The 20,000-nt window shown below is 64.0% G+C and carries 18 protein-coding genes; 4 read left to right on the top strand and 14 right to left on the bottom strand.

Annotated elements, in window-relative coordinates; translation table 11 throughout:
* Window positions 1–33: 33 nt before the first annotated feature.
* Complete coding sequence (locus VKS22_08015) at window positions 34–1,098, bottom strand: alpha/beta fold hydrolase (protein ID HLW70555.1); 1,065 nt, start codon at window positions 1,096–1,098, stop codon at window positions 34–36.
* Window positions 1,085–1,615 carry a hypothetical protein gene (locus VKS22_08010; protein HLW70554.1) on the bottom strand — a complete coding sequence of 177 codons (531 nt, stop codon included), beginning with the start codon at window positions 1,613–1,615 and terminating at the stop codon, window positions 1,085–1,087. The genes VKS22_08015 and VKS22_08010 overlap by 14 nt, the downstream gene beginning before the upstream one ends.
* 290 nt (window positions 1,616–1,905) lie before the next feature.
* Here VKS22_08010 and VKS22_08005 point away from each other — a divergent pair, with 290 nt between their 5' ends.
* The 3 genes from VKS22_08005 (at window position 1,906) to VKS22_07995 (ending at window position 4,394) form a co-directional block, all read left to right on the top strand.
* Window positions 1,906–2,682 carry a Crp/Fnr family transcriptional regulator gene (locus VKS22_08005; protein ID HLW70553.1) on the top strand — a complete coding sequence of 259 codons (777 nt, stop codon included), beginning with the start codon at window positions 1,906–1,908 and terminating at the stop codon, window positions 2,680–2,682.
* An 88-nt stretch (window positions 2,683–2,770) separates the two neighbouring features.
* Window positions 2,771–3,604, top strand: a complete 834-nt coding sequence (locus VKS22_08000; protein HLW70552.1) for an alpha/beta hydrolase — start codon at window positions 2,771–2,773, stop codon at window positions 3,602–3,604.
* 133 nt (window positions 3,605–3,737) lie between these two features.
* Window positions 3,738–4,394: a histidine phosphatase family protein gene (locus VKS22_07995; GenBank protein HLW70551.1), complete on the top strand. Its 657-nt coding sequence runs from the start codon at window positions 3,738–3,740 to the stop codon at window positions 4,392–4,394.
* A 48-nt stretch (window positions 4,395–4,442) separates the two neighbouring features.
* Here VKS22_07995 and VKS22_07990 read toward each other — a convergent pair whose 3' ends face one another.
* From VKS22_07990 to VKS22_07975, 4 genes are all read right to left on the bottom strand, one after another.
* Window positions 4,443–5,222, bottom strand: a complete 780-nt coding sequence (locus VKS22_07990; protein HLW70550.1) for a tyrosine-protein phosphatase — start codon at window positions 5,220–5,222, stop codon at window positions 4,443–4,445.
* A gap of 150 nt (window positions 5,223–5,372) precedes the next feature.
* Window positions 5,373–6,593: an FAD-binding oxidoreductase gene (locus tag VKS22_07985; GenBank protein ID HLW70549.1), complete on the bottom strand. Its 1,221-nt coding sequence runs from the start codon at window positions 6,591–6,593 to the stop codon at window positions 5,373–5,375.
* Window positions 6,594–6,634: 41 nt separating this feature from the next.
* Window positions 6,635–7,654 (bottom strand): alcohol dehydrogenase catalytic domain-containing protein, encoded by a 1,020-nt coding sequence (locus VKS22_07980; protein HLW70548.1) that lies wholly within the window; start codon window positions 7,652–7,654, stop codon window positions 6,635–6,637.
* Window positions 7,654–8,454 (bottom strand): enoyl-CoA hydratase/isomerase family protein, encoded by an 801-nt coding sequence (locus tag VKS22_07975; GenBank protein HLW70547.1) that lies wholly within the window; start codon window positions 8,452–8,454, stop codon window positions 7,654–7,656. Before VKS22_07975 ends, VKS22_07980 begins: the two co-directional genes overlap by 1 nt.
* 174 nt (window positions 8,455–8,628) lie before the next feature.
* On the opposite strand from VKS22_07975, the gene VKS22_07970 reads away from it, so the two are divergent.
* The gene (locus VKS22_07970; protein ID HLW70546.1) at window positions 8,629–9,477 is read left to right on the top strand and encodes a DUF5677 domain-containing protein; all 849 of its coding nucleotides are present in this window, start codon (window positions 8,629–8,631) and stop codon (window positions 9,475–9,477) included.
* Between the two features lie 30 nt (window positions 9,478–9,507).
* Here VKS22_07970 and VKS22_07965 read toward each other — a convergent pair whose 3' ends face one another.
* The 8 genes from VKS22_07965 to VKS22_07930 form a co-directional block, all read right to left on the bottom strand.
* Entirely contained in the window at window positions 9,508–10,425 is a 918-nt protein-coding gene (locus VKS22_07965) for a class I fructose-bisphosphate aldolase (GenBank protein ID HLW70545.1), read from the bottom strand.
* Window positions 10,426–10,537: 112 nt separating this feature from the next.
* A complete protein-coding gene (gene glk, locus VKS22_07960) occupies window positions 10,538–11,527 on the bottom strand; it encodes a glucokinase (GenBank protein ID HLW70544.1) in 990 nt (329 codons plus the stop codon).
* Between the two features lie 24 nt (window positions 11,528–11,551).
* Complete coding sequence (zwf, locus tag VKS22_07955; protein ID HLW70543.1) at window positions 11,552–13,054, bottom strand: glucose-6-phosphate dehydrogenase; 1,503 nt, start codon at window positions 13,052–13,054, stop codon at window positions 11,552–11,554.
* A 164-nt stretch (window positions 13,055–13,218) separates the two neighbouring features.
* Window positions 13,219–13,977: a hypothetical protein gene (locus VKS22_07950; GenBank protein HLW70542.1), complete on the bottom strand. Its 759-nt coding sequence runs from the start codon at window positions 13,975–13,977 to the stop codon at window positions 13,219–13,221.
* 10 nt (window positions 13,978–13,987) lie between these two features.
* Window positions 13,988–14,860, bottom strand: a complete 873-nt coding sequence (locus VKS22_07945; protein HLW70541.1) for an FHA domain-containing protein — start codon at window positions 14,858–14,860, stop codon at window positions 13,988–13,990.
* 65 nt (window positions 14,861–14,925) lie between these two features.
* Window positions 14,926–15,324 carry a nuclear transport factor 2 family protein gene (locus VKS22_07940; protein HLW70540.1) on the bottom strand — a complete coding sequence of 133 codons (399 nt, stop codon included), beginning with the start codon at window positions 15,322–15,324 and terminating at the stop codon, window positions 14,926–14,928.
* Window positions 15,325–15,479: 155 nt separating this feature from the next.
* Window positions 15,480–17,897, bottom strand: a complete 2,418-nt coding sequence (locus VKS22_07935; protein HLW70539.1) for a serine/threonine-protein kinase — start codon at window positions 17,895–17,897, stop codon at window positions 15,480–15,482.
* A 2-nt stretch (window positions 17,898–17,899) separates the two neighbouring features.
* Window positions 17,900–19,987, bottom strand: a complete 2,088-nt coding sequence (locus tag VKS22_07930) for a protein phosphatase 2C domain-containing protein (protein ID HLW70538.1) — start codon at window positions 19,985–19,987, stop codon at window positions 17,900–17,902.
* Window positions 19,988–20,000: the final 13 nt, after the last annotated feature.

The raw sequence follows: 20,000 nt of genomic DNA, 5'->3' as shown, positions 1-20,000 counted from the left end.
CACCTTCATGACAAAACATGATGCTTTGTTGTATCAATTGTCCCGTTCGGCCAGCCATTCGCCGATTTGTGGCCACAGTTTGGTCATCGCGCCGCTGCTGACGACCGCGCCCAAATGCCCCGTCGGGAAAGTCAGGTTGCGCTTGTCCCGGCTTTCGACATATTCCGGCAGGCTCAGACTTGAACTCGGATGCACCACGTCGTCTTTCTCGGCGACGACATTCAGCAGTGGACAGGCGATCTGTCGCAGGTTCACCGTCTCGCCGCCGACCTTGAACTCGCCCTTGACCAACGCGTTGCGCTTGAAGAGTTCGAGCGTCAGCTCGCGAAAAATCCGCCCCGCCAGCGGTACATCGCTCATCATCCAACGCTCGAAGAGATCGAACATCTCGGCGTAACCGTCGCGAGCGGCGTTGCGATACAGCCCGACGTACTTGTCGAGCATATGATGGATCGGCGACATTGAGAGGAAGTTTGCATTGACCATCCAGGCCGGACAGTTGCCGTAAACCTTGGTGATGAGCTCGACCGTGGCGTCGCTCATCGAGTCCATCAGTTTGGAGGTCGGCAATTCCCGCCCGCCCATATCAAAGGGCGTCGTCAAGGTCACCAGATTTTTAACATAGGCCGGATGGAGCGCAGTATAGAGCAGGCTGAGTAGCCCACCGAAGCAGTAACCGACCAGACTCACCCGTTCGGTGCTCTCGTTAATCTGCACTGCGCGGACAGCGTTGCCGATCTCCTCGTTCACGTAGTCGGCAAAGCCCAGGTCGACGTCCGCCTTGGTCGGCGGCAGCCAGTCGATCAGGTAAACCTCGAAGCCCTGCGCGAGCAAGTTGCGCACGACGCTCTTGCCCGGCTGCAGGTCCATCACGAAGGGCCGCTTGATCAGCGCGTACACCAGCAGCAACGGGGTTCCGTGACGGCGCTCGGCCGGGCTGTAGTGGCGCAGACTAATCTTGCCGCCTTCGTAGATAACCTTGTAGGGCGTGACCGGCGCTGGATCGTTAATCGGCGCGCCGAAGCCCCGCCCGACAGCTTCGAGCGTGCGCACCGCGCCGTCCATCCAATGGTTTGCGATGTCGCTAAGCAGCGGCATCTTCGTCACTCGCCGGTTTGTGATGATTCACTTTCACATGATCCACCGTGGCCCCGCGCACGACCTTGAGACCGTCGCCCGGCTTAGCCGCGAACCGATGGTAAGGCGGCTCTTCATTGTCGGCTTCGTGAACAGTTTCGGGCTCCGGCGCAGCGATCTCCTGGCGCAACTCCGCGATCTCGCCGCGCAGCGCTGCGACTTCATCCCGCGTCGGCAAGCCGACCGCCGGCCACAGGTTGCCGAAGAAGGCCGAGGCCATCGCGCTGCCGGCCTGCTGCATCCGCAGGCTGGTCTCCATCGCGCGACCCGCCAGCGAGCCCATCGCCGGGCTTTCGTAAACCTGGTTGGTGGCTTCGTTGGTCAGGCTGATCCAGGCGTCGTAGGCCTTCCAGCCCGCCGCGCTTAGCGCGTCGCCATCACCCAGCAGATTCCGCGCTGCCGCCATCGGCAGCTCCAGCCAGAACGCCTGCACGAACTTACCCAACTCCTGCGCCACCTGCGACTCCCGTTTGCTCATCGCGTTCCCTCCCAGTGCCGTTACGGAATTTCTATACCTCTCATGTTTAAGGGCGGTGACGCGCCTATCAACAGTTCGTGAGCAAAGCATTGTCACGCGGATGACAGACCTCGCGCTTCTGACCCGCAGAACCCTCTGAATTGTCGTGTGCGGGACATTGACGCTCTGCTAGTGGAGCGCAAGCGGAACGAGTGAGAGTCTTTACCTTAGCCGCTCGCGCCGCAGACTCTGTCCCTGTGCTGCATTAAGATTCTTTATTAGCGCCGCGCTCGCGGGGAATTGTCAGCCACGTGACAATTCCGCGAGCGGTTTATGCTACCTATTTGCGGGTGATTCGACGGGACACGATCGACGCCAAACTGCTCGGCGAGCTCAAGACTTTTTCATGGTTGAGCCGTGATCAGGTCGCGGGCCTGGCCACCGCCCTTGAGCCGCTGCGGGTCAAACGCCACGAAACTATCTTCTACGAGGGTGAGGTTTCCGATCGCGTCTACGTTCTGCTCTCAGGCGTGGCCAAGCTTTCTTTTCTCAACCGCGATGAAAAGGTCCTGGTCGGTCTGGTCGGCGCCGGCGAGGTCTTCGGCGTCTCCTCCCTGTTGCCGGGCGCGACGCGGCCGTTCCGCTGCGAAGCTTTCAGCGATTGCCTCGTGGGCGTGACGCGCCCTTCAACCTTTGTTGGTCTGACGCTCGGCGTGCCGCTCGAGCGCTTCAGCCGCACCCTCGAAGTCACGGTTGGCCGCTGGTGGTCGATGCTCCAGCGCTACACCAATTTTATCGGGCTCTCGGTGCGCGAGCGGCTGGCGAGCGCGCTCCTGGAACTGGCCGGCAAGTTCGGCGCCGACGACGCTCGCGGCATCCTGCTGACGCTCAAACTGACGCACGCCGACCTTGCCGAGATCGTCGGCGCTTCCCGCCAGCGCACCACCGAACAGTTGATCGAGTTCGAAGCCGAGAAGATGATCATCCGCGACGGCCGCCGCTTGATTATCGTGCCGGAACGGTTACGCAGTCTCGACCGCGCGGCCGCCGCTCCGGCGCCATCTCCCGTCCCGCGCGGTCAGCGCTGATAGCCGCGAGCGCTCAGCGCCGATGCCGAGCAATGGCGCGTGAAAAGTGCCAAAGTGAGTAAATGAAAATTGCGCTGCACAACCTCCGATGACGACGAGTCAGTTTGTCAGCGTCAACGGCCTGCGTCTGCACTACCTCGATCACGGCGACCGGGCCAAACCGCCGCTCATCTGTCTGCATGGACTGAGCGGCAACGCCCATAGCTTCGACGGGCTCGCGCCCCATCTGACCGCGCACCGGCGCGTGATCGCGGTCGACGTGCGCGGACGCGGCGATAGCGAGTGGGGCCCTCCGGGCGATTACAACGCGACGGTTTACACGAGCGATCTCGCGGCGCTGATCGACGCCTTGGGGCTGCCGCGCGTCTCACTCATCGGCACTTCGATGGGCGGCTCGATCGCGATGATGTATGCCGGCGGCTACCCGGAACAGGTCGAACGGCTGGTCCTCAATGACATCGGACCCGAGATTGATCCCGCGGGCGTTGTGCGCATTACCGATTACATGATCGCTGCGCCGACGAGCTTTGCGACCCTCGCCGGCGTCGCCGCTTATTATCGCGAGAACTATCCCGCGCTGCGCGAAGCGCCGCAGGACGCCCTGCTCGAATTCGTCAAATGGGCCGTGCGCCCAAACGCCGCAGGCGCGTATGAGTGGAAGCTCGATCCCGCCGTGCGGAACATTCCGCGCAGCGGCACCGCCGCCCGCGCGATGGATATGTGGGTGCCGTATGCACGGATTATTGCGCCAGTGCTCGTGGTGCGCGGCGCCGAGAGTGATATCCTGTCGCACGCCACCACTGAGCGGATGCGCACGGTCCAGCGCCGCACGACCGTCGTCGAGATTCCTGGCGTCGGTCATGCGCCGTCGTTGCTCGAGCCCGAGGCGCTCGCTGCCATCAAGAGATTTATGGCGCCCTAGCAGCTGAGCGGATGCGCACGGTCCAGCGCCGCACGACCGTCGTCGAGATTCCTGGCGTCGATCATGCGCCGTCGTTGCTCGAGCCCGAGGCGCTCGCTGCCATCAAGAGATTTCTGGCGCCCTAGCAGCTCCCATGGCCAATCGCAAGCGGCTCGTGATGGTGCGCCACGGCGAGACTGTCGGCAATTCGAGCATTCGCTACTATGGCCGCACCGATCTCGAACTGTCGGAACTCGGGCGCGCACAGATGCGTGCCGTAGCGATCGCACTGGCGGCGCAGTTTGGCCCGGGCGCGCCCTTCAGTCCGATCATTTCGAGTCCGTTCCGCCGCGCGCGCGAGGGCGCCCGCATTATTTGCGGCGACGACGCGAGGTTAGATGAAATCGAAGAATTCCGCGAGGTCGATTTCGGTGACTTCGAAGGCCTTACGGCCGATGAGATCGCGGCGCGTTTTCCCGACGAATTCGCGCGCTGGAATCGCGACCGCCTGGCCCCGAGCTTCACCTATCCGCACGGCGAGAGCCGCGCCGGCTTCACCGCCCGCGTCGAGCGCGGCCTCGCACGGATGCTCCCGCTGCTCGACGCGCCCGCGGCCCGAAATGCACCGGCGCAAGAGCAGCCGGCATTGCTGGTGGCCCATCGCGGCGTTCTCCGCACGATCGCGCGAAGGCTCACCGGTGTCGCGCCACTCATCGAATTAGGCTCGATTCAAATTTTCGCCCGCGACGGCGATTCGCGCTGGCGCGTCGAACTGCTCGACGCCACGACGCACCTTGTCGGGCTGACTTGATCGATCCCGTGCCGGCTCGTCCCGGACGGTTGAAGTTATTGGAGCAGGTTATTCAAGTAGATCTTCGCGTATCGCCGCGATCGCGCTCGGCGCAAGTCCGAGCACCTCGCGTACGAAGCGCTCGATCCCGCCGTTCTCATCGATCATCGCGAAGATCGGCGCGAGTTGATCGGGGCCGAGCAGCATGGTGGGAAAGGTTTCGTTGCTGACGAGAAAATCCTCGATAATCCGCTCGCGGCTGACGCCCAGCATCTCGAGCAGAATCGCGGCGCCGACGCCCGTGCGATCGCGTCCGGCGGAGCAATGGAACAGCAGCGGATAGACCTCGCGCTCCGCCAGCAGGTCGAAGAAAGCGCGCCAGCCGTCGAGAAACTCCGTCAAGATAACCAGATGCTCGTGGCCGAGCGGCGCGTCAATCTTGTGAAAGCCGTCCTCGCGAAACCACGGATCGCCGATCGGGATGTGTTCCCAGCGCACGCCCGGTTGCAAAAATTCCTCGCGCGGCCGTCCCAGATGGCGCACTTCCAGCCGGCTCTGCAGCGTCACCAGCGTGCGTAGCCGGATCTCTTTGACCGGATGCGGCTCGTCAATAGTCAGATTGGCCAGATGGGCCGAGCGATAGACCATCGCACCGCGCACCCGCCGTCCGTTGTCCGTCGGATGGCCGCCGAGATCGCGAAAATTTTTTCCGCCGACCCGCCGCAGCAGATCGAAGTCCACTGCCACGCGCGGCGTCGGCGGCGCTTTATCTTTCAGTTCGCTCTTGCCTGACAAGCAGTTCCACCGTTCGCGTCCCTCCGCGGGAATCATTTTCCGACCGCGCCGCATCCTGCACTATCCTATTCCGCCGCGGCCACTCTCGAAAGCCCGTCCCTTTGCGCGCCGGTTAACTTATGGGCCTTCGCCCACGGCAAATTGCGCGTCTCCGAGAATTGGCGCCGCATAGTTGCCCCCCGGCGTGGTAGCGACGCACGGTCACTACCAGTGCAGCTCTTCGTACATCAACTCGCCGGACGCAAAACGTTCGCGCCGCAGCGCGTGCGCATCCAGCGCCCCGTATGAGCCGGTCGCGATCAGCTCAGCGAGCGCCTGCCCGACCGCGTACGATTGCATCACGCCGTGGGCGCTGAATGAGTGTGCCTCGTATACGCGCTCGCGGGCGAGCCCCACGATCCCGCTGCGATCCGGCGTCATCTCGTACAGCCCGGCCCAGCCGTCGAGGAAGCGCAAGCGTTCGAAGCAACTTGCCCGCGCGTACATCCGCGGCCAGACTTCGCGTTCGAAGAAGGCCGCGCCGTCGAATTTGAACGAATAGCCCGGCGGCTCTTCGGGCGGCGAATAGCCGGCGAGGATATGCGGTCCTTCATTATGAAAATAGACGCCCGAGGTGTCGAAAATCATGCCGTAGGGCTCGAGCGTGGTGACCCGGCTGTCGACCAGACAGAGCTGGCGGCGCACGGCCTGCGTCGGACTGTCGAGGCCGACCATTCGCATAACGTTGGGGGCCCATGCCCCGGCCGTAATCGCCACCGCCTGCGCGCTGAGCTCGATCAACCGACCGTCGCCCGCCTCTCCCGCGCCATCCTGCGTCATCATGCGGGTGAGTTGCCCGTCGTTTAGGGCGGCCTCGGAGCGCCAGCAAAACAGCCGCGCCACGGGAGCGCCGGGATCGATCGCGTAAACGTACGCGCGATCGATCAGCTCTGCGCCGCGCTCGCGCGCGCGGCTGCGGTACTGCATCTTGAGCAGGTTGGAGTTGATAAAGCCGTCGCCCGCCGAGAAGGTCGCCCCGGCGATGCCGTTGAGCCTATCGATCTCCGGCACCCGTTTGGCGACCTCGGCGGCGCTCAAGGCTTCGATCGGATGATCGAGTTCGCGCTGGAGGGGCAAGGCCTTCAGCGCCTCGGCCCAACGACTGTCATCGTAGAGTATGAGATAGCCTTTTTGGCGAAAGCCGACCTCCGCGCGAATCGATTCGTAATAGCGAATCGACGCCCGGCACAGCGAGATATTAACCGGCCGCCACCAGGTCGCGCGCACGCCCCCGGCATTGCGCTCGCTGGAACTCAGTCTCCCGCTCAGATCGAGGTCGATCAGTACGGCCTTCAGCCCCCGCTCAGCCAGCGCCATCGCGAGCGAGCTCCCGACCACCCCGCCGCCGATAATCGCGACATCATAGCGTTCCTTCAACGGATTCATTGATTAGGAAGTTCTATTGGCAAGGGCGGCGGCGGGCTGCCTCAAAATTCTAGCATCAGTTTTCCCGGCAGACCCGACTCGGCCATCGCGGCAAAGGCGCGCGGCAGCTCCTCGAGCGCCACTGTATGGGTGATCATGGCTTCGCTCGCAATCCGTCCGGCCGCCAGCGCCGCGATCGTGGTCTCGACCTCGCCGACCTCCAGCCCGAGGCTGAAATAGATCTCCAACTCTCGGCTCATCGCCGCGCCCGGCGCAAAGCCGTCATCCTCCATCGAGGCGCCCAGCACCGCAACCCGCCCGCCGCGCGCCGCATAATCGATCGCCTGTGCGAGCGTCCCCGGCGCGCCGATGCACTCGAAGACCACGTCGGGCGGCGCACCGCTCAAGCGGACCATCTCGGCGGCGGGATTGCGCATCCGCGGATCGACGGCGCCGTCGGCGCCCAGCTTGAGCGCGAGATCGCGCCGCGGCAGCAGGACTTCCGAGACCACGATCGCGCCGGCGCCGGCGAAGCGCGCCCACAACAGCGTCACCAGTCCGATTGTTCCGCCGCCCATAATGAGTGCACTGTCGCCCGCCTGAAAACGCGCGCGCCGCAGTCCGTGCAGTCCAACCACCAGCGGCTCGACCGTCGCCGCGGCGCGGAAGCTGATTGTGGCCGGTACCTTGTAGAGGCTGCCGGGCCGGGTCTTGACCAGCTCAGCGAAGGCGCCGGCAACCTCGCCGAACCCGAGCGGCTTCGCGGCGAGGCAGCGCACCGCAGCGCCCGACCGGCACATCGCGCACCCCCCGCACGCGACCATGGACATCCCGGCAACGGCGTCGCCCGCGCTGAATCCGGTCACGCCCGCGCCGACTTCATCGATCACGCCGGCAAACTCGTGGCCCATGATCGTGCCCGCCGGCAGCTTGAGCTTTTGCGAGCCTGCGGCGTGCAGATCGGACCCGCAGACGCCGCAGTTTTTGACCCGCACGATGACCTCGCCGGCGCCCGCGACCGGATCGGGCGCCGACGCGATTTCGAGCGGCGCGCCGGGCGCCCTGAAGACCGCCGCCCGCATTACTTCTTCAAGTGGGGAAAGATCGGCGGCCGTTTCTCCTTCAGCGCCGCGACGCCCTCTTCGAGGTCGGCGCTGAAGAAGCCAATCATCTCCATCGCCAGCGACGCCTCGAAGGCCGGCGCGAACATCTTGAGCCAGCCGTTGAGCGCGCGCTTGGTGAAGCGCGCCGCCTGCTGCGGCCCGCGCGCCAGTTGGTTCGCAACCTTGAACGCCCGCTCCATCAACTGCTCGAGGGGCACGCACAGCGCCACCAGGCCGATCCGTTCGGCCTCTTTGCCGTCGATAAACTCCGCGGTCATCAGGTAATACTTCGCCTTCGCCATGCCGCACAGCAGCGGCCAGATGATCACGGCGTGATCGCCTGCGGCGACGCCGAGCCGCAGATGGCCGTCGGTGATCCGCATATTCTCCGCGGCGATCGGGATGTCCGCCATGAAGGCGACCGCGAGCCCGGCGCCGACCGCGACCCCGTTGATCGCGGAAATGATCGGCTTGCTGCAATCGATCATGTTGTAAACGATATCGCTGGCCTCGCGCATCGTCGCCGCGATATTCGCATGGCTGCCTTTCAGCTCGTCGATCATGTCGAGATCGCCGCCCGCCGAAAATGCGCGGCCTTTGCCGGTGACGATCACGACATTGGTTTCCGGATCATCATCGATATCGCGCCAGACCCGGCTGAGCTCCCAGTGCAGGCGCCGATTGGTCGCATTGAGCACTTCGGGACGGTTGATCGTGACGAGCAGGACGCCGTCGGGATGCCGCTCGAACAGCAAAAACTGGTATTCGTCGTAACGCATGGTGTTTCCCTTCCCCTCACTGAACGTCACGCCGATCTGGTCCGGCGCGTCAGACTTGCATACCGCAGATGAGCCTTGGTGGAAAACTCGCTTGTCAGAGATTGCCCTATTTTTGTGTGCTCGCTCGCACTCCTATAATAACACTAGATTCAAAAGCGCGGGGTCTAAATGACCATGAGCGATGCTCCAAACTTCTCCTTCGGTAGTGCTACTGAGCAAGCATATTTTGCGGAAACCCATCGGCCTTTTCTAGAGCGCTTCAGCAGTTTAAAAGCAGCCTTAGAGATTGCGTTTGTTCGTAAGGAGACGGCGAAATGTCGGATCGACGTGATAATTTTTTACCTCGGAAGATTGTGTGTCGAGGATTTTATGGAGGTGCTCTTACTCTGCGCAAACGGCTACGGTGTCGGCGCGACAAAGTTGCTCCGAGGGATGTACGAGCGCTTGGTGACGGCTCGCTACCTGTGTATCCATCCAGCTGAGATCGACAATTTTTTAGACTTCCACTGGGTTGACCAATACAGACTGGCGCAAGCAATTGAGAAAGTATTCCCTGAAGGAACACTGGATAACGCGAAATTGACGGATTTGAAATCCCGGCGGGACGCGGCTCTCCCACGCTTCATGGTCACGGATTGCAAAAAGTGCGGAACGAAGCGGCCTAATTACACTTGGAGCAAGCTGGATTTCGTCTCCATGGCCCGAGCCACTGGTCCGACGGGCGATCGAATTGTTGAGGCGTATTATCTTCCCACGCAACGAGCACACAGCACCGTAGCGGCTGTTCTCAAAAGACTCACGGAAAAGGAAGGCGGCTCGCTTATCAGCTTCGACTCGGGCGCCCAAAGGAAGGACGCAAGTACCGCCCTAATCACGGCCCATAACCTGATTATCAACGTACTCGATCTACAAAAGGACCATTTCAAATTATCGACCTTGGACGCACCCTTGCAAAAGTGCCTTCAAGACTTTCAGGAAATCTGGACGCGAACGGATGAAGCATCTGATAGACGAACTCCTTAGCTAATTTTGGCGTGATTCTCGCAATTTCGCTTAAGTCGCGTAGATCTCCATGATCCGGCGCAGCAATGTGATCGCCTGCGCTTTAGGCCGCTGGAAGGAGTTGCGCCCGATGATCGAGCCGAAGCCGCCGCCCGCGTGGATCGCCGTGACCTCCTGGAGCAAAGCCTCGTCGGTCTCGCGCGCGCCGCCGGAAAAAATCACGATGCGCCGGCCGTCGAAGCAGCTCTGCACGACGTGACGCACGCGTTCCGCCATTGGCTCGAGCGGGATGTGCGCAGCCTCATAGACTTTTTTAGCTTCGGCCACTTCGAGACGCGCGCTCGGCATCTTGACCTTGATAATGTTCGCGCCGAGCTGTGCCGCGATCTGCGCGGCGTAGGCGACGACATCGAGCGCGGTCTCGCCCTCCTTGCTGAGTCCCGAACCGCGCGGATACGACCACACCACCACGGCGAGCCCGTGGGCCTTGGCCTCCTCGGCGATCCCCTGAAGCTGCTGGTACATCTCGCGGCGGACCGCCGAACCCGGGTAGATCGTGAAGCCGACTGCAGCGCATCCGAGCCGCAGCGCGTCGCGCACGCTGCCGGTGACGGCGGAAATTGGATCACGCTCGTCGAGCAGCAGATCATGATTATTGAGCTTGAGAATCAGCGGAATCTCGCCGGCGAACTGCGTGGCGCCGGCTTCGAGGAAGCCCAGGGGCGCCGCGTACGCATTGCAGCCGGCTGCGATCGCCAACTCGAAATGATAGAGCGGATTATAGGCGGGCGGATTCGGCGCGAAACTCCGCGCCGGCCCGTGCTCGAAACCCTGATCGACCGGCAGAATCACCAGCCGTCCGCTGCCGGCGAGCTTGCCATGATTCAGCATCCGCGCCAGGTTCGCGCGCACCCCGGCGTTTTCGGAGTCATAGTAACTCAGAATTTCTTTCACGCGTGCGCTTGACATAGAAATCTCAACTCCCGGTAGTTCCGATAGAGATAGGTTGATCCCGGCCTCGGTTGAATGACTATTCCACTTTTCGCTACCCAGTCTTTTTTTACTAATCAGATTTCACTGCTCACACCATCCCGGCGGCAAAGTGCGCGGCGCCGATCAACGCAGTATTCTCATTCAAGGAGACCCGCACCGGAATTTGTTCGAGCGTCGACCGCAGCCGCCCCTTGTCGAGGAACGCGCGGATAAAGCCGCCGCCGCGCAGGATCGGGAGAATCTTCGGCGCGATTCCGCCGCAGACGTAAACGCCTCCCAGTGCGAGGTATTTCAATGCCAGATGAGCCGCCTCGGCGCCATAGATCGCGGCGAAGATCTCGAGCGCGCGAACGCATCGCGGCTCCTGATCTTTGATGCCCGCCTCGCCGATTACCGCGGACGGATCCTCGGCACGCATCCGCGTCGCCAGCCACTCCGGCTCGGGCTCGCCGCCGCGCGACAGCAGAAAACGGTAGATATTATGCAGCCCCGGACCCGAGACCAGCCGCTCGAAACTCACATGGCCGAATTCCTGCTCGAGAAACTTCAGTAGCAGCTCCTGCTCCCCGCCGCGCGGCGCGAAGTCAGCGTGGCCGCCTTCCGACGCGATTACATGCCAGCCCGCGCTCGTGCGGACCATCCCGGCCTCGCCGAGTCCGGTGCCCGCGGCAATCACCACGACGTTCGCCGATCGACTCGGCGAACGGCCGCTCTGCAGCGTCGCAAGCTCGCCGGCCTCCAGACGCAGGGTGCCCCATGCCGTCGCTTCGAGATCGTTCAGCAGCCGCGTCGGCGTCCCGGCGAGAAGCTGTGCAATCGACGCTTCGCTCATCGCCCATGGGATATTCACCGGCCGCCCAACGCCGTCGATCACTGCGGCCGGAATCCCGAAGCAGGCCGCGTCGATCTTGCCTCGACCCTGGAGAAAAGTCGTCAGCGGCGCTTCCAGACTCGCCCATTCACGCGTCCGGAATTGACGATCGGCGAGCATCGCGAGCGCGCCGCCGTCGGCGCGGTAGAGCCCGAGATGGATTTTCGTCCCGCCCACGTCGCCGGCGAGAATCGTCGATGCGGTCATAGTGCTATTTGGCCGACAATAATCTCAGAGCGTGCGCCACGCCCGGCCATCCTGCGCGATCATCAGCGCCGCCTCCGTCGGCCCCCACGAGCCCGCCGCATAGCGCGCCAAGGGCACCGCCGAGTTCTTCCAGGCGTCAAGTATATTCTGAATAAAGCTCCAGGCTGCTTCGACCGTGTCCCGCCGCATGAAGAGCGTCTGATCGCCGATAATCACGTCGCGCAGGAGCGTCTCGTAAGCCTCAGGCGTGGTCGTCGCGTAGTGAAAATCCACCTTGACCGGCGCCAGCCGCAGCGCCGCCCCCGGTAATTTCGAGATAATGTTGAGCGAAAGCCCCTGGTCAGGCTGGATCCGCAGTGACAGCACGTTAGACGCCAGCGGCGGTGCGGGCCGGGCATTGTACAGGATGCGCGGCACGCCTTTGAAACAAACCGCGATCTCGCTGCTCCGCTTGGGCAGCCGCTTGCCGGTGCGGATATAGAACGGGACGCCCGCCCAGCGCCAATTCTCGACGTAACACTTAAGCGCGACGAAAGTCTCGGTCGTCGAGTCCGGCGGGATATGCTCCTCCTCCAGGTAGCCTTTCACCTTCTCACCCCCGACCAGACCCTCGTCATATTGTGCCCGCACGATCCAGCGATCGACGTCCGCGGCGTCAAACGGCCGCAGCGAGCGGATGACGTCGAGCTTGGCGTCGCGCACGGTGTCGGGCGCCGTCGACCGCGGCGGCTCCATCGCGATCATGCACAGCACCTGCAGAATATGGCTCTGCACCATGTCGCGCAGCGCGCCCGCGTGATCGTAATAATCGGCGCGCGTACCGACGCCCTCGTCTTCGGCCACCGTTATCTGCACGTGATCGATAAAGCGTGAAGTCCAGACCGGCTCGAAGATCGCGTTGGCGAAGCGCAGCACCATCAGGTTTTCGACCGTCTCCTTGCCGAGGTAATGGTCGATGCGGAAGATCTGGTTCTCGGTGAAGTGGCGGGCGAGCCGGTTGTTGATTTCGCGCGCGCTGGCGAGGTCGTGCCCGATCGGCTTCTCGATCACCACCCGCGTAAACGAATGATCCCCCTCCGTCGGCTTCGTCAGCCCGGCGGCGGTCAACCCCGTCGAGCAGGTATCGATAAATTGCGGCGGCACCGCAAAATAGAAAATCCGGTTGCCGGCCGTGCCGTGTTCACCGTCGAGCTGCCCGAGCCGCTCCTTTAACCGCGCATAGGCGGCCGCGTCGTCGAAGCCGCCCGAGACGAAATGCAGCATCGGCGCGAAGCGTTTCCAGCCCTCGTCGGTCAAGGGCTGGCGTGAAAAGTGCTGAATCCCGTCGTTGGCAAACTTGCGATAGCTCTCGTCGTCCAGCTTCTCCATCGAGAAGCCCACGATCGTAAAATGCTCCGGCAAACCCCCTTCGAGCGATAGATTGTAGAGCGCTGGCAGCAGCTTCTTGTGACTCAAGTCGCCGGCCCCGCCAAAGATCGTCAGGATACAGGGAACATCGCGCGGCGCGGGCATGGGTTCAGCATTCATCGACAGATCCGGCAAGCAAGTTTGGGGATAACTTAAGGCTATGCGACCGGCGAAAGTCGCGAAAGCCGACCGCTCGCAAATTTAATGCACCACTGGCGAAGCCGAAAGCGCCGCGAGCAGGCAGCCTGTCCTGAGCGAAGCCGAAGGAAGTCTGCCGGCTGCGTTCAGAATTTTGGTTTTATCGGATCCTGCGCGATCAGCGTGCGCAGATCGTCTTGTCGAAACAGCCCGGCGACCGCGCGCGTCAGGGCCACCGACAGCACTTCGCCCGGCTGATCGTAAATCCCGGTCTCGTCCCCGCCGGCCCCGCCGCCCACCGGCGGATCGTCATACCTCGACGCGCTGTCGCCCTGCCAGAAGGCCACCTCGAACGGCGGCTTGTAGATCGTGACGCTGAGCGCGACGACCGCCTCCGTGCGCCACGACGGGCCCGCCCAGCCGTCCGGCCCGCGATGCTTTGTGACCCAGCAGCGCTTTACCCTCGCGCTGATCACGTAGTCGGCCTTGCGCGCCGCAAGCTCCGCCTTGAGCGGCGTCGGCGAGACCGTCGCGCTCATCCCGGCCTCCTGTCCCGCTTGCGCGATCGCCCCCGCGAACAGATCGCCGAGCGCCGGCCCATAGAGCCGCTGCGCGACCTGCCCATCCGCGGCGAAGACCGTCCCGATCGCCGGGTGCCCCTCGAAAGGCTCGTGGCCGCCCGCGCCGGCGTCCTTGAAGTCGCGCGCGTCTACCACCGCCACGACCGCGACCTGCCGCTTCGGATACGTATTCTCGTAACCCTTTACCTGAAACGGAAAGTACTGGACGCTCTCCACCGAGTTTGCCGCGAGCGGACTCGCCGCCTGATTCGACGCGCATCCCGCGGCGATTACGCACAGCGCGGCGCTTAGCCGCAGGATCGCGCCGAGCCACCGCGCCCGCACGTCCCGATGCTCAACCGCGCGCGGCCTGCGTGCGCTCGCGGAACAAGAACAATGTTCCCCCGATCTCGACGCGATCACCGCTCTTGAGCTCGCAGCGCCCGCCGACCGGCGCACGATTCACCAGCACCTGCCCGCCGCCCGTCGCGCTGACGTAGAAGCTGCGACCTTCGTGCCGGATAACCGCATGATGAGCCCGCACCGCCTGATCGCCGAACAGCCCAATGTCGCTCTCTTCGGCGCGTCCGATAACCGTCACCGCCTTGAGCAGCGGATACTCGCGCCCCTCGAGCGCATTGCGGCTCTGGCTGCGCACGACCATCAGCCACGCGCGCTTGAGGATCTCCCCGACCAGGCCGATGAAAAAGCCGATTAGCGCGCCCAGCACGATGATCGCGATCATCCGCCCGAGCGTCTGCGGCAGCGCCGCCGTGACCTCTTCATAGCACAGCCCGCCGATCGCCCCGCCCAGCAGTCCGCCAAGCGCGCCGTTGCGCCGCCGATCACTCGAGCGCGTCGCGCCGCCGACCCCCAGCCCGACGATCAGCCCCAGCACCGCCCAGCCCACGACGCGCCCGACCAGCCCGTGAAACAGATCGAAGGCCACTTCCGCGATCAGCAGGCCAAGCCCGCCGCCGAGCGCGCCGATAATGATTCCGAACTGCGCGCCGCGCATTGCCTGCCGGAACTGCCCGACGCTCAGCGCCTCAATCGAAGCGAGAAAGGCCGCGATAAACAGCCCGATCAGTCCACCCAGCACGAGGTCGCGGGCGTACACATTATGGATGCCGAGAAAGGGCTCCGCGGCGCCCCACGCGCCCAGCCCGCCCAACCCGCCGGCGGCTGCATAAAACAGCAACTTTTCCCGTGAAACGTTGATCGCCATAACTGCTTGCAGACGGCCTCACGCGCGACGCCGTTCACGCGCCGCCCGGTCTTTGCGAGAAACTCCTAGGTCAGAAAAACTTCACGCACCAGGTTCGTATCGTTATACTCGCGCCCCTCCGCGATCAGCTCGCCCTCGAAGCGCAGGTAAAAGGCGTAGCGCTGCCGGTACGGACGCCCCTTGATCCCGATTGTATCAGCTTCCGCCAGCGCAAAGACGTGCGGACCTTCGCTGATAATCGTCCCGAGCTTGAGCCGCAGCCCCTCGGGAAAGAGCCGCTTGAGCGCCGCGCTCTCGCTCTCGGCGAAGTTCTGCCGTCCCACGATCGGCGGAAATTCGGTGAGCCCCGACATGATCGCGAAGCTGAAATTCTCGCTGATCAGCTCGGCGAAAACCACCGCATCGGCGTGATTGAAATTTTCGAGAAAGCGCCGCGCACGCTCTTTCTGCTCGCTTGCCGTCATCTCTCCCGCCTCGTCGCTATCAGCACTTGGCTTTCAGCGTATTTCATTCCTCGGCGTATCGCAGAATGGCAAAACAAAAGTTCATAATACAAAAAGTAGCAGTGTCATTCTGAGCGTAGCGAAGAATCGCGGATCCTTTAGCTTCCCACAAGTCCCTAGTTGCTCCGCGCCGACCAGGTCCCGTGTTCGCCCGAGGCCGAGTCGAAAGTTCCCGTCATCGAATCACCCAGCAGCGTGCCGGTGAAGTCAAAGGTTTCGGCCCCGTAGGGCACGGTAAAAACCAGTTGATCGCCGCGCACAAAGCCCTGCAACGGGGTCGTGCCATAGCCCGCCAGATTCACCACCAAATCGCCATGCAGGAAGCCGTTGGGCTGCGGCCGCAAACGCAGCTCGAGGCCCGCGCTGCGGTTACCGCCAATCCCCTGGATCGAGCCGCTCGCCACGCTCGGCACGCCGGAACCGGGCGCGCCGCCGCCGCCCCCGCCTCCATAACTTCCGCCGCCGCCGTAACTTCCGCCCCCACCGGCGCCATAGCCTGCGCTGCCGCCGTAGCTTCCCCCGCCCCCATAAGGCGCGCTCGCCGTGTCGGCCTCGATCCGAAACGACCGCTGCGCGAACAGATGGTTGTTCAGATAGAAATTCACCGTGTAGCGGCCGGGCAAAAAAGCCCCGCCCGCCGCATTGCCGACCCGCCCGCTGAAGACCACGCGTGACTGATCGCGCGCGACCGCCTGGATGTCGTCGACGCTGCCCAGCGTGCTGCCGTCCGGGGCCAGGTACGCCGCATCCACCTTGTACTGACCCTCGTTGAGTCCGTACAGCCGATTTTGAAACGCCGTGCGCCAGCCCACGAACAGCACTTTCGACACCGTGAAGACGTTCGACGGCGCCGACAGCGCGGTGCCGTCCTTGGTGGTGTTGAGAAATTCGATACTTTCAAGCTGCAACGGCTGGCGCATCCGCGCCTGCAGCAGCGCGAGGCGCCGGCTCTCCTCGTCGCGCGTGGCCGCCGCCGTATGCGCCTCCGCCTTCGCCCGCAGCGCGGCCGCCTTGGCCGCGAGATCTTCGCTGACCGTAAAGCGCTGCTCGCCAAGCAATTTGTCGTCGGCGTCATACAGCGCAATCCGATAATCGCCGCCCTTGATCGCGCCCGTATTCGGCACCAGCGCCACGCCGCCCAGGTCCACGGTCTCCTGCATCGGGCCGACAAAGCGTTCATCAGAAGAGCTCGAGGTAATCTGCGTTCCGCTCGGATCGTAAAAGCGCGCCTCGACTTTGCTGCTCTGACTGTCCAGTCCCGCCAGCCCGTTCTTAAACGACGCCTGCCACTTCAAATACGGGTTCGTGATCAGCTCGACATCGGTGAAATTCGCGCGCGGCGCGCCCAGCGGAGTTCCCGCGCGGGTTGAGAGCGCCAGCGTCATCTGCTCGAACTCCAGCGGATTAGCCCGCGCGGCGGCCAGCAGTTCGGCGTGCTTCCACGGCAGTTGATTGATCAACGGCGTGAGGCCCAGCCGCGCCTGCATTTGCGGATCTTGGTAAACATAGGTCGCGCCGAAAGCCAGCGCGCCAAGCAAAAGCGCGAAGACTGCAAACACCGCGAGCGAGCGCCGCCGGCTGCGTCGCCGCCGCGGCTGATAGGCGATCGCCTCCGTCTCCAGCGGCGGCGCGGGAAAGCTCAGGTCGGCCGTCCCGCTCTTCGCGCTCGCCTGCGCGGCCGCGGCCTCCAGGCCCCGTCCGTAGAGCAGCATGTCGCGAAATTCCAAAATCGTGGCGGGCCGCCTGCTCATCTCATACGCCAGCGCGTGGTCGATCGCGCCAGCCAGGTTCCGCGCCGCGTCCGGCCGCAGCTCGCGCACCGGCGGAAAGCTGAACGGCGGAAACTTCTCCGGATCGCGCCCGGTCAGGACGTAGTGCAGCGTCGCGCCCAGCGAGTAGATATCGCTGCGCGGATCCGCCACCCCCTGGTACTGCTCCGGCGGCGCAAAGCCCAGCGTCCCGATCATCGTCCCCTTGCCCTGCGCCTTGAACAGCCGCGCGATCCCGAAATCCACCAGCACCGCCCGCCCCTCGGCCGTCAGCATCACGTTCGACGGCTTCATGTCGCGATAGATCACCGGCGGATGCAGTCCGTGCAGATAGCCCAGCACCTCGCAGAGCTGCCGCGCGATATCCAGGATCAGACCCTCGGGCAGCGGGCCGCCCCGCACCGCCAGCTCTTCTTCAAGGTTGCGCCCCTCGACGTACTCCATCACCAGGTAGTGGCGATTCAGATGGTCGAAGCGATCGCTCACCGCCGGAATCGCCGGATGCTTGAGCTGCGCCAGCGTATCGGCCTCGCGCGCGAAATATTCGTTGGCCTCGATCCGCTGCTGCGGATCGATAAAGTGATCGACCATCTCCTTGATCGCGCAGAGCCGGTTCGAGAGCCGCTGGTCGCGCGCCAGATAGACCATCCCCATGCCGCCGCCGCCCAGCAGCCGATCGACCAGGTAGCGCCGTTGCAGCAGCGTTCCCGCCGTCAACGGGCCGGGCAGCGCCGCACTCTCCGGCGGTTTAGGCGAATCCGGCATCGCTAGCCCGCGAAAATCGCGATCACGGAGATATTGTCCGTGCCGCCGCCCGCCAGCGCCGCGGCGATTAGCTCGCGCGCCGCCGCCGCCGGCTCCTGATGACGCCGCACAATCTCCTGAATTTGCGCATCCGTCACGTGCACCGTCAACCCGTCGCTGCACAGAATCAGCCGATCCTCCCGCTTGAGCCGAAAGGCGACCGTTTCCACCCCCGCCGGTCCGTTCGGCCGCGCCCCCAGCGAACGCGTGATCACGTTCTTGTGCTCGTGAGTGCGCGCCTCGACGGCCGTGATCTGACCGATTTCGATCAATCGCTGCACCAGGGAATGATCCTTGCTGAGCTGGCGCAGACCCGACGGTTCGCTCAGATAGGCGCGGCTATCGCCCACCCACGCCATCGCCGCGTCGGGCGGGACGATCACCAGGCCGACCCCGGTCGAGCCCATCCCGCGCGCCTCCACATGAACCCTCTGGTATTCCAGGATCTTCCGATTCGCCTCTTCGAGCGCCTGCTCGATCAAGCTGCCGAGTTCGGTCACCCCGAAGCTGCCCAGGCGCGCTTCAACGAATTCCCGTACCGTCCCGACGGCGATCGCGCTGGCGATTTCGCCGGCCTCCGCGCCGCCCATCCCGTCCGCGATTACGTAGAGCAGGCTGGTCGCCGGCTCGATCTGCGAGTCCCGCCGATATTCCGCGGTCAGCACCGCGTCTTCGTTAAGTTCCCGCACTTTGCCAACGTCCGTCAGCGCCGCCGCGCGGACTTCGACCACGCCCGCCAGCTTCACCAGCTCGGCCTTGAGCGCCTCGACGCTCGCCCAGCGCGTCTGTGGATCGAAGCTGAGCGCGCGGCGCACGACACTCTCGAGCGCCGGCGTCACCACGTGCGGCGGGTAAAAGCGCACCTCCCCGGCCTCCTCGCGCCAGCTCTCCGCTTCCAACCGCTCGCCGGTCAAACAGGTGTAAAGCACCGCGCCGATCGCAAACACGTCGGCGCGCTTGTCGGCCTTCTTGCCGCGATAGATTTCCGGCGCCGTATAGCCGTCGTTGAAAATCGGCGCACTCTGCAGTTCGTTGTCGTTGCTCACGTAATCGAGTCCGAGCAGCTTGACCCGTCCGCCGGCGCTAAGCGCGATCGCTTCCGGGCAAAGGTCGTTGACCCTCAGCCCGCGCCGATGAATAAACGCCACCGCCTGGCAGAGCTGGATCGCCACGCTCAGCGCCTCGTTCTCCGTCAGCCGCAATCCGCCCGCACGATTCGCCAGCGGCGTGAGCTGCTCGTCCGGATAGGCGAGATAGACTCTTCCACTCTCCGCGAAGCCGTCAGTCGCCCGGTAGATCGCCGGATGGTTCAGCGTCAGTGAGAGCGCGCGGACCCGCCCGAAGGTCTCGCCCAGGTCTTCAGTATGGCTCTCGATATGTTGCGGGCGCTGCGCTTGCGGCGACGCCTCGACCGTATCCGCAATCGTATCCGGCGCCGTAGCCAGATCCGGCGCGGCGACCACAGCCGGAGCAGGTTCGACGGCCCGCGTTGCAATCGCATTCGCGGCGTCGATAACTTCGACCGTCGAGTCGTGGCCGGAATATTCTTCTTGCGCGCCGCCGACCGCGGCCGCAGCATTTGTCGCGGGCGCCGGCGTGATGGCGGTTGGCGTGGCGGCGCCAGGCATGATCGTCGCCGGCGCCGCCGCGCCGCTCCCGTTCGCCGCGGACGCGCGCGGACGGAGCTTCAGATCGGCGGTCTTCGCCCGCGGCCCCGCCGGATCCTGCTCCACCTGAATTTCCGACCCAGCCCCTTCATGACTCGAAACTTCCTCAGTGAGCGCTTCACTGACCGCGCCGAGCTGCTCGCGCAGTTGAAAAATCTCGCGGCCATGCGCGCCCGCACGCTCCGCCTTGTAGCGATTCTCCTGCGAGCTTTGGCTGATCAGCTTGACGATCCGATAGCCATGGAGGAGCTCCGTGCCGGCCGCCAGCGGCGCGATTTTGGGCGTCGGCGGACGCGCGACGGTGGCCGCGAGACCCTGCCCGCAGCGCTCGCAGAATTTTGTCCCCTCTGCCGACTCCTCACCGCATTGCGGACAGATTATCATTTTTCCTGCCCGT

The sequence above is a fragment of the Candidatus Binataceae bacterium genome (assembly GCA_035308025.1).
In the GTDB taxonomy this organism is placed as follows: Bacteria; Desulfobacterota; Binatia; order Binatales; family Binataceae; genus JAJPHI01.
The sequence above is the reverse complement of the archived record's forward strand: the minus strand, read 5'-3'. Positions and strand labels throughout refer to the sequence as shown.

Bases quoted from the DNA above. Each gene is read 5' to 3' on its own strand.
- VKS22_07990 (HLW70550.1), bottom strand. From the start codon at position 5,222: ATGCGGCGCGGTCGGAAAATGATTCCCGCGGAGGGACGCGAACGGTGG.
- VKS22_07995 (HLW70551.1), top strand. From the start codon at position 3,738: ATGGCCAATCGCAAGCGGCTCGTGATGGTGCGCCACGGCGAGACTGTC.
- VKS22_07930 (HLW70538.1), bottom strand. From the start codon at position 19,987: ATGATAATCTGTCCGCAATGCGGTGAGGAGTCGGCAGAGGGGACAAAA.
- VKS22_07980 (HLW70548.1), bottom strand. From the start codon at position 7,654: ATGCGGGCGGCGGTCTTCAGGGCGCCCGGCGCGCCGCTCGAAATCGCG.
- zwf (HLW70543.1), bottom strand. From the start codon at position 13,054: ATGAATGCTGAACCCATGCCCGCGCCGCGCGATGTTCCCTGTATCCTG.
- VKS22_07935 (HLW70539.1), bottom strand. From the start codon at position 17,897: ATGCCGGATTCGCCTAAACCGCCGGAGAGTGCGGCGCTGCCCGGCCCG.
- VKS22_07975 (HLW70547.1), bottom strand. From the start codon at position 8,454: ATGCGTTACGACGAATACCAGTTTTTGCTGTTCGAGCGGCATCCCGAC.
- glk (HLW70544.1), bottom strand. From the start codon at position 11,527: ATGACCGCATCGACGATTCTCGCCGGCGACGTGGGCGGGACGAAAATC.
- VKS22_07970 (HLW70546.1), top strand. From the start codon at position 8,629: ATGAGCGATGCTCCAAACTTCTCCTTCGGTAGTGCTACTGAGCAAGCA.
- VKS22_08015 (HLW70555.1), bottom strand. From the start codon at position 1,098: ATGCCGCTGCTTAGCGACATCGCAAACCATTGGATGGACGGCGCGGTG.
- VKS22_07945 (HLW70541.1), bottom strand. From the start codon at position 14,860: ATGGCGATCAACGTTTCACGGGAAAAGTTGCTGTTTTATGCAGCCGCC.
- VKS22_07965 (HLW70545.1), bottom strand. From the start codon at position 10,425: ATGTCAAGCGCACGCGTGAAAGAAATTCTGAGTTACTATGACTCCGAA.
- VKS22_07985 (HLW70549.1), bottom strand. From the start codon at position 6,593: ATGAATCCGTTGAAGGAACGCTATGATGTCGCGATTATCGGCGGCGGG.
- VKS22_08010 (HLW70554.1), bottom strand. From the start codon at position 1,615: ATGAGCAAACGGGAGTCGCAGGTGGCGCAGGAGTTGGGTAAGTTCGTG.
- VKS22_07940 (HLW70540.1), bottom strand. From the start codon at position 15,324: ATGACGGCAAGCGAGCAGAAAGAGCGTGCGCGGCGCTTTCTCGAAAAT.
- VKS22_08000 (HLW70552.1), top strand. From the start codon at position 2,771: ATGACGACGAGTCAGTTTGTCAGCGTCAACGGCCTGCGTCTGCACTAC.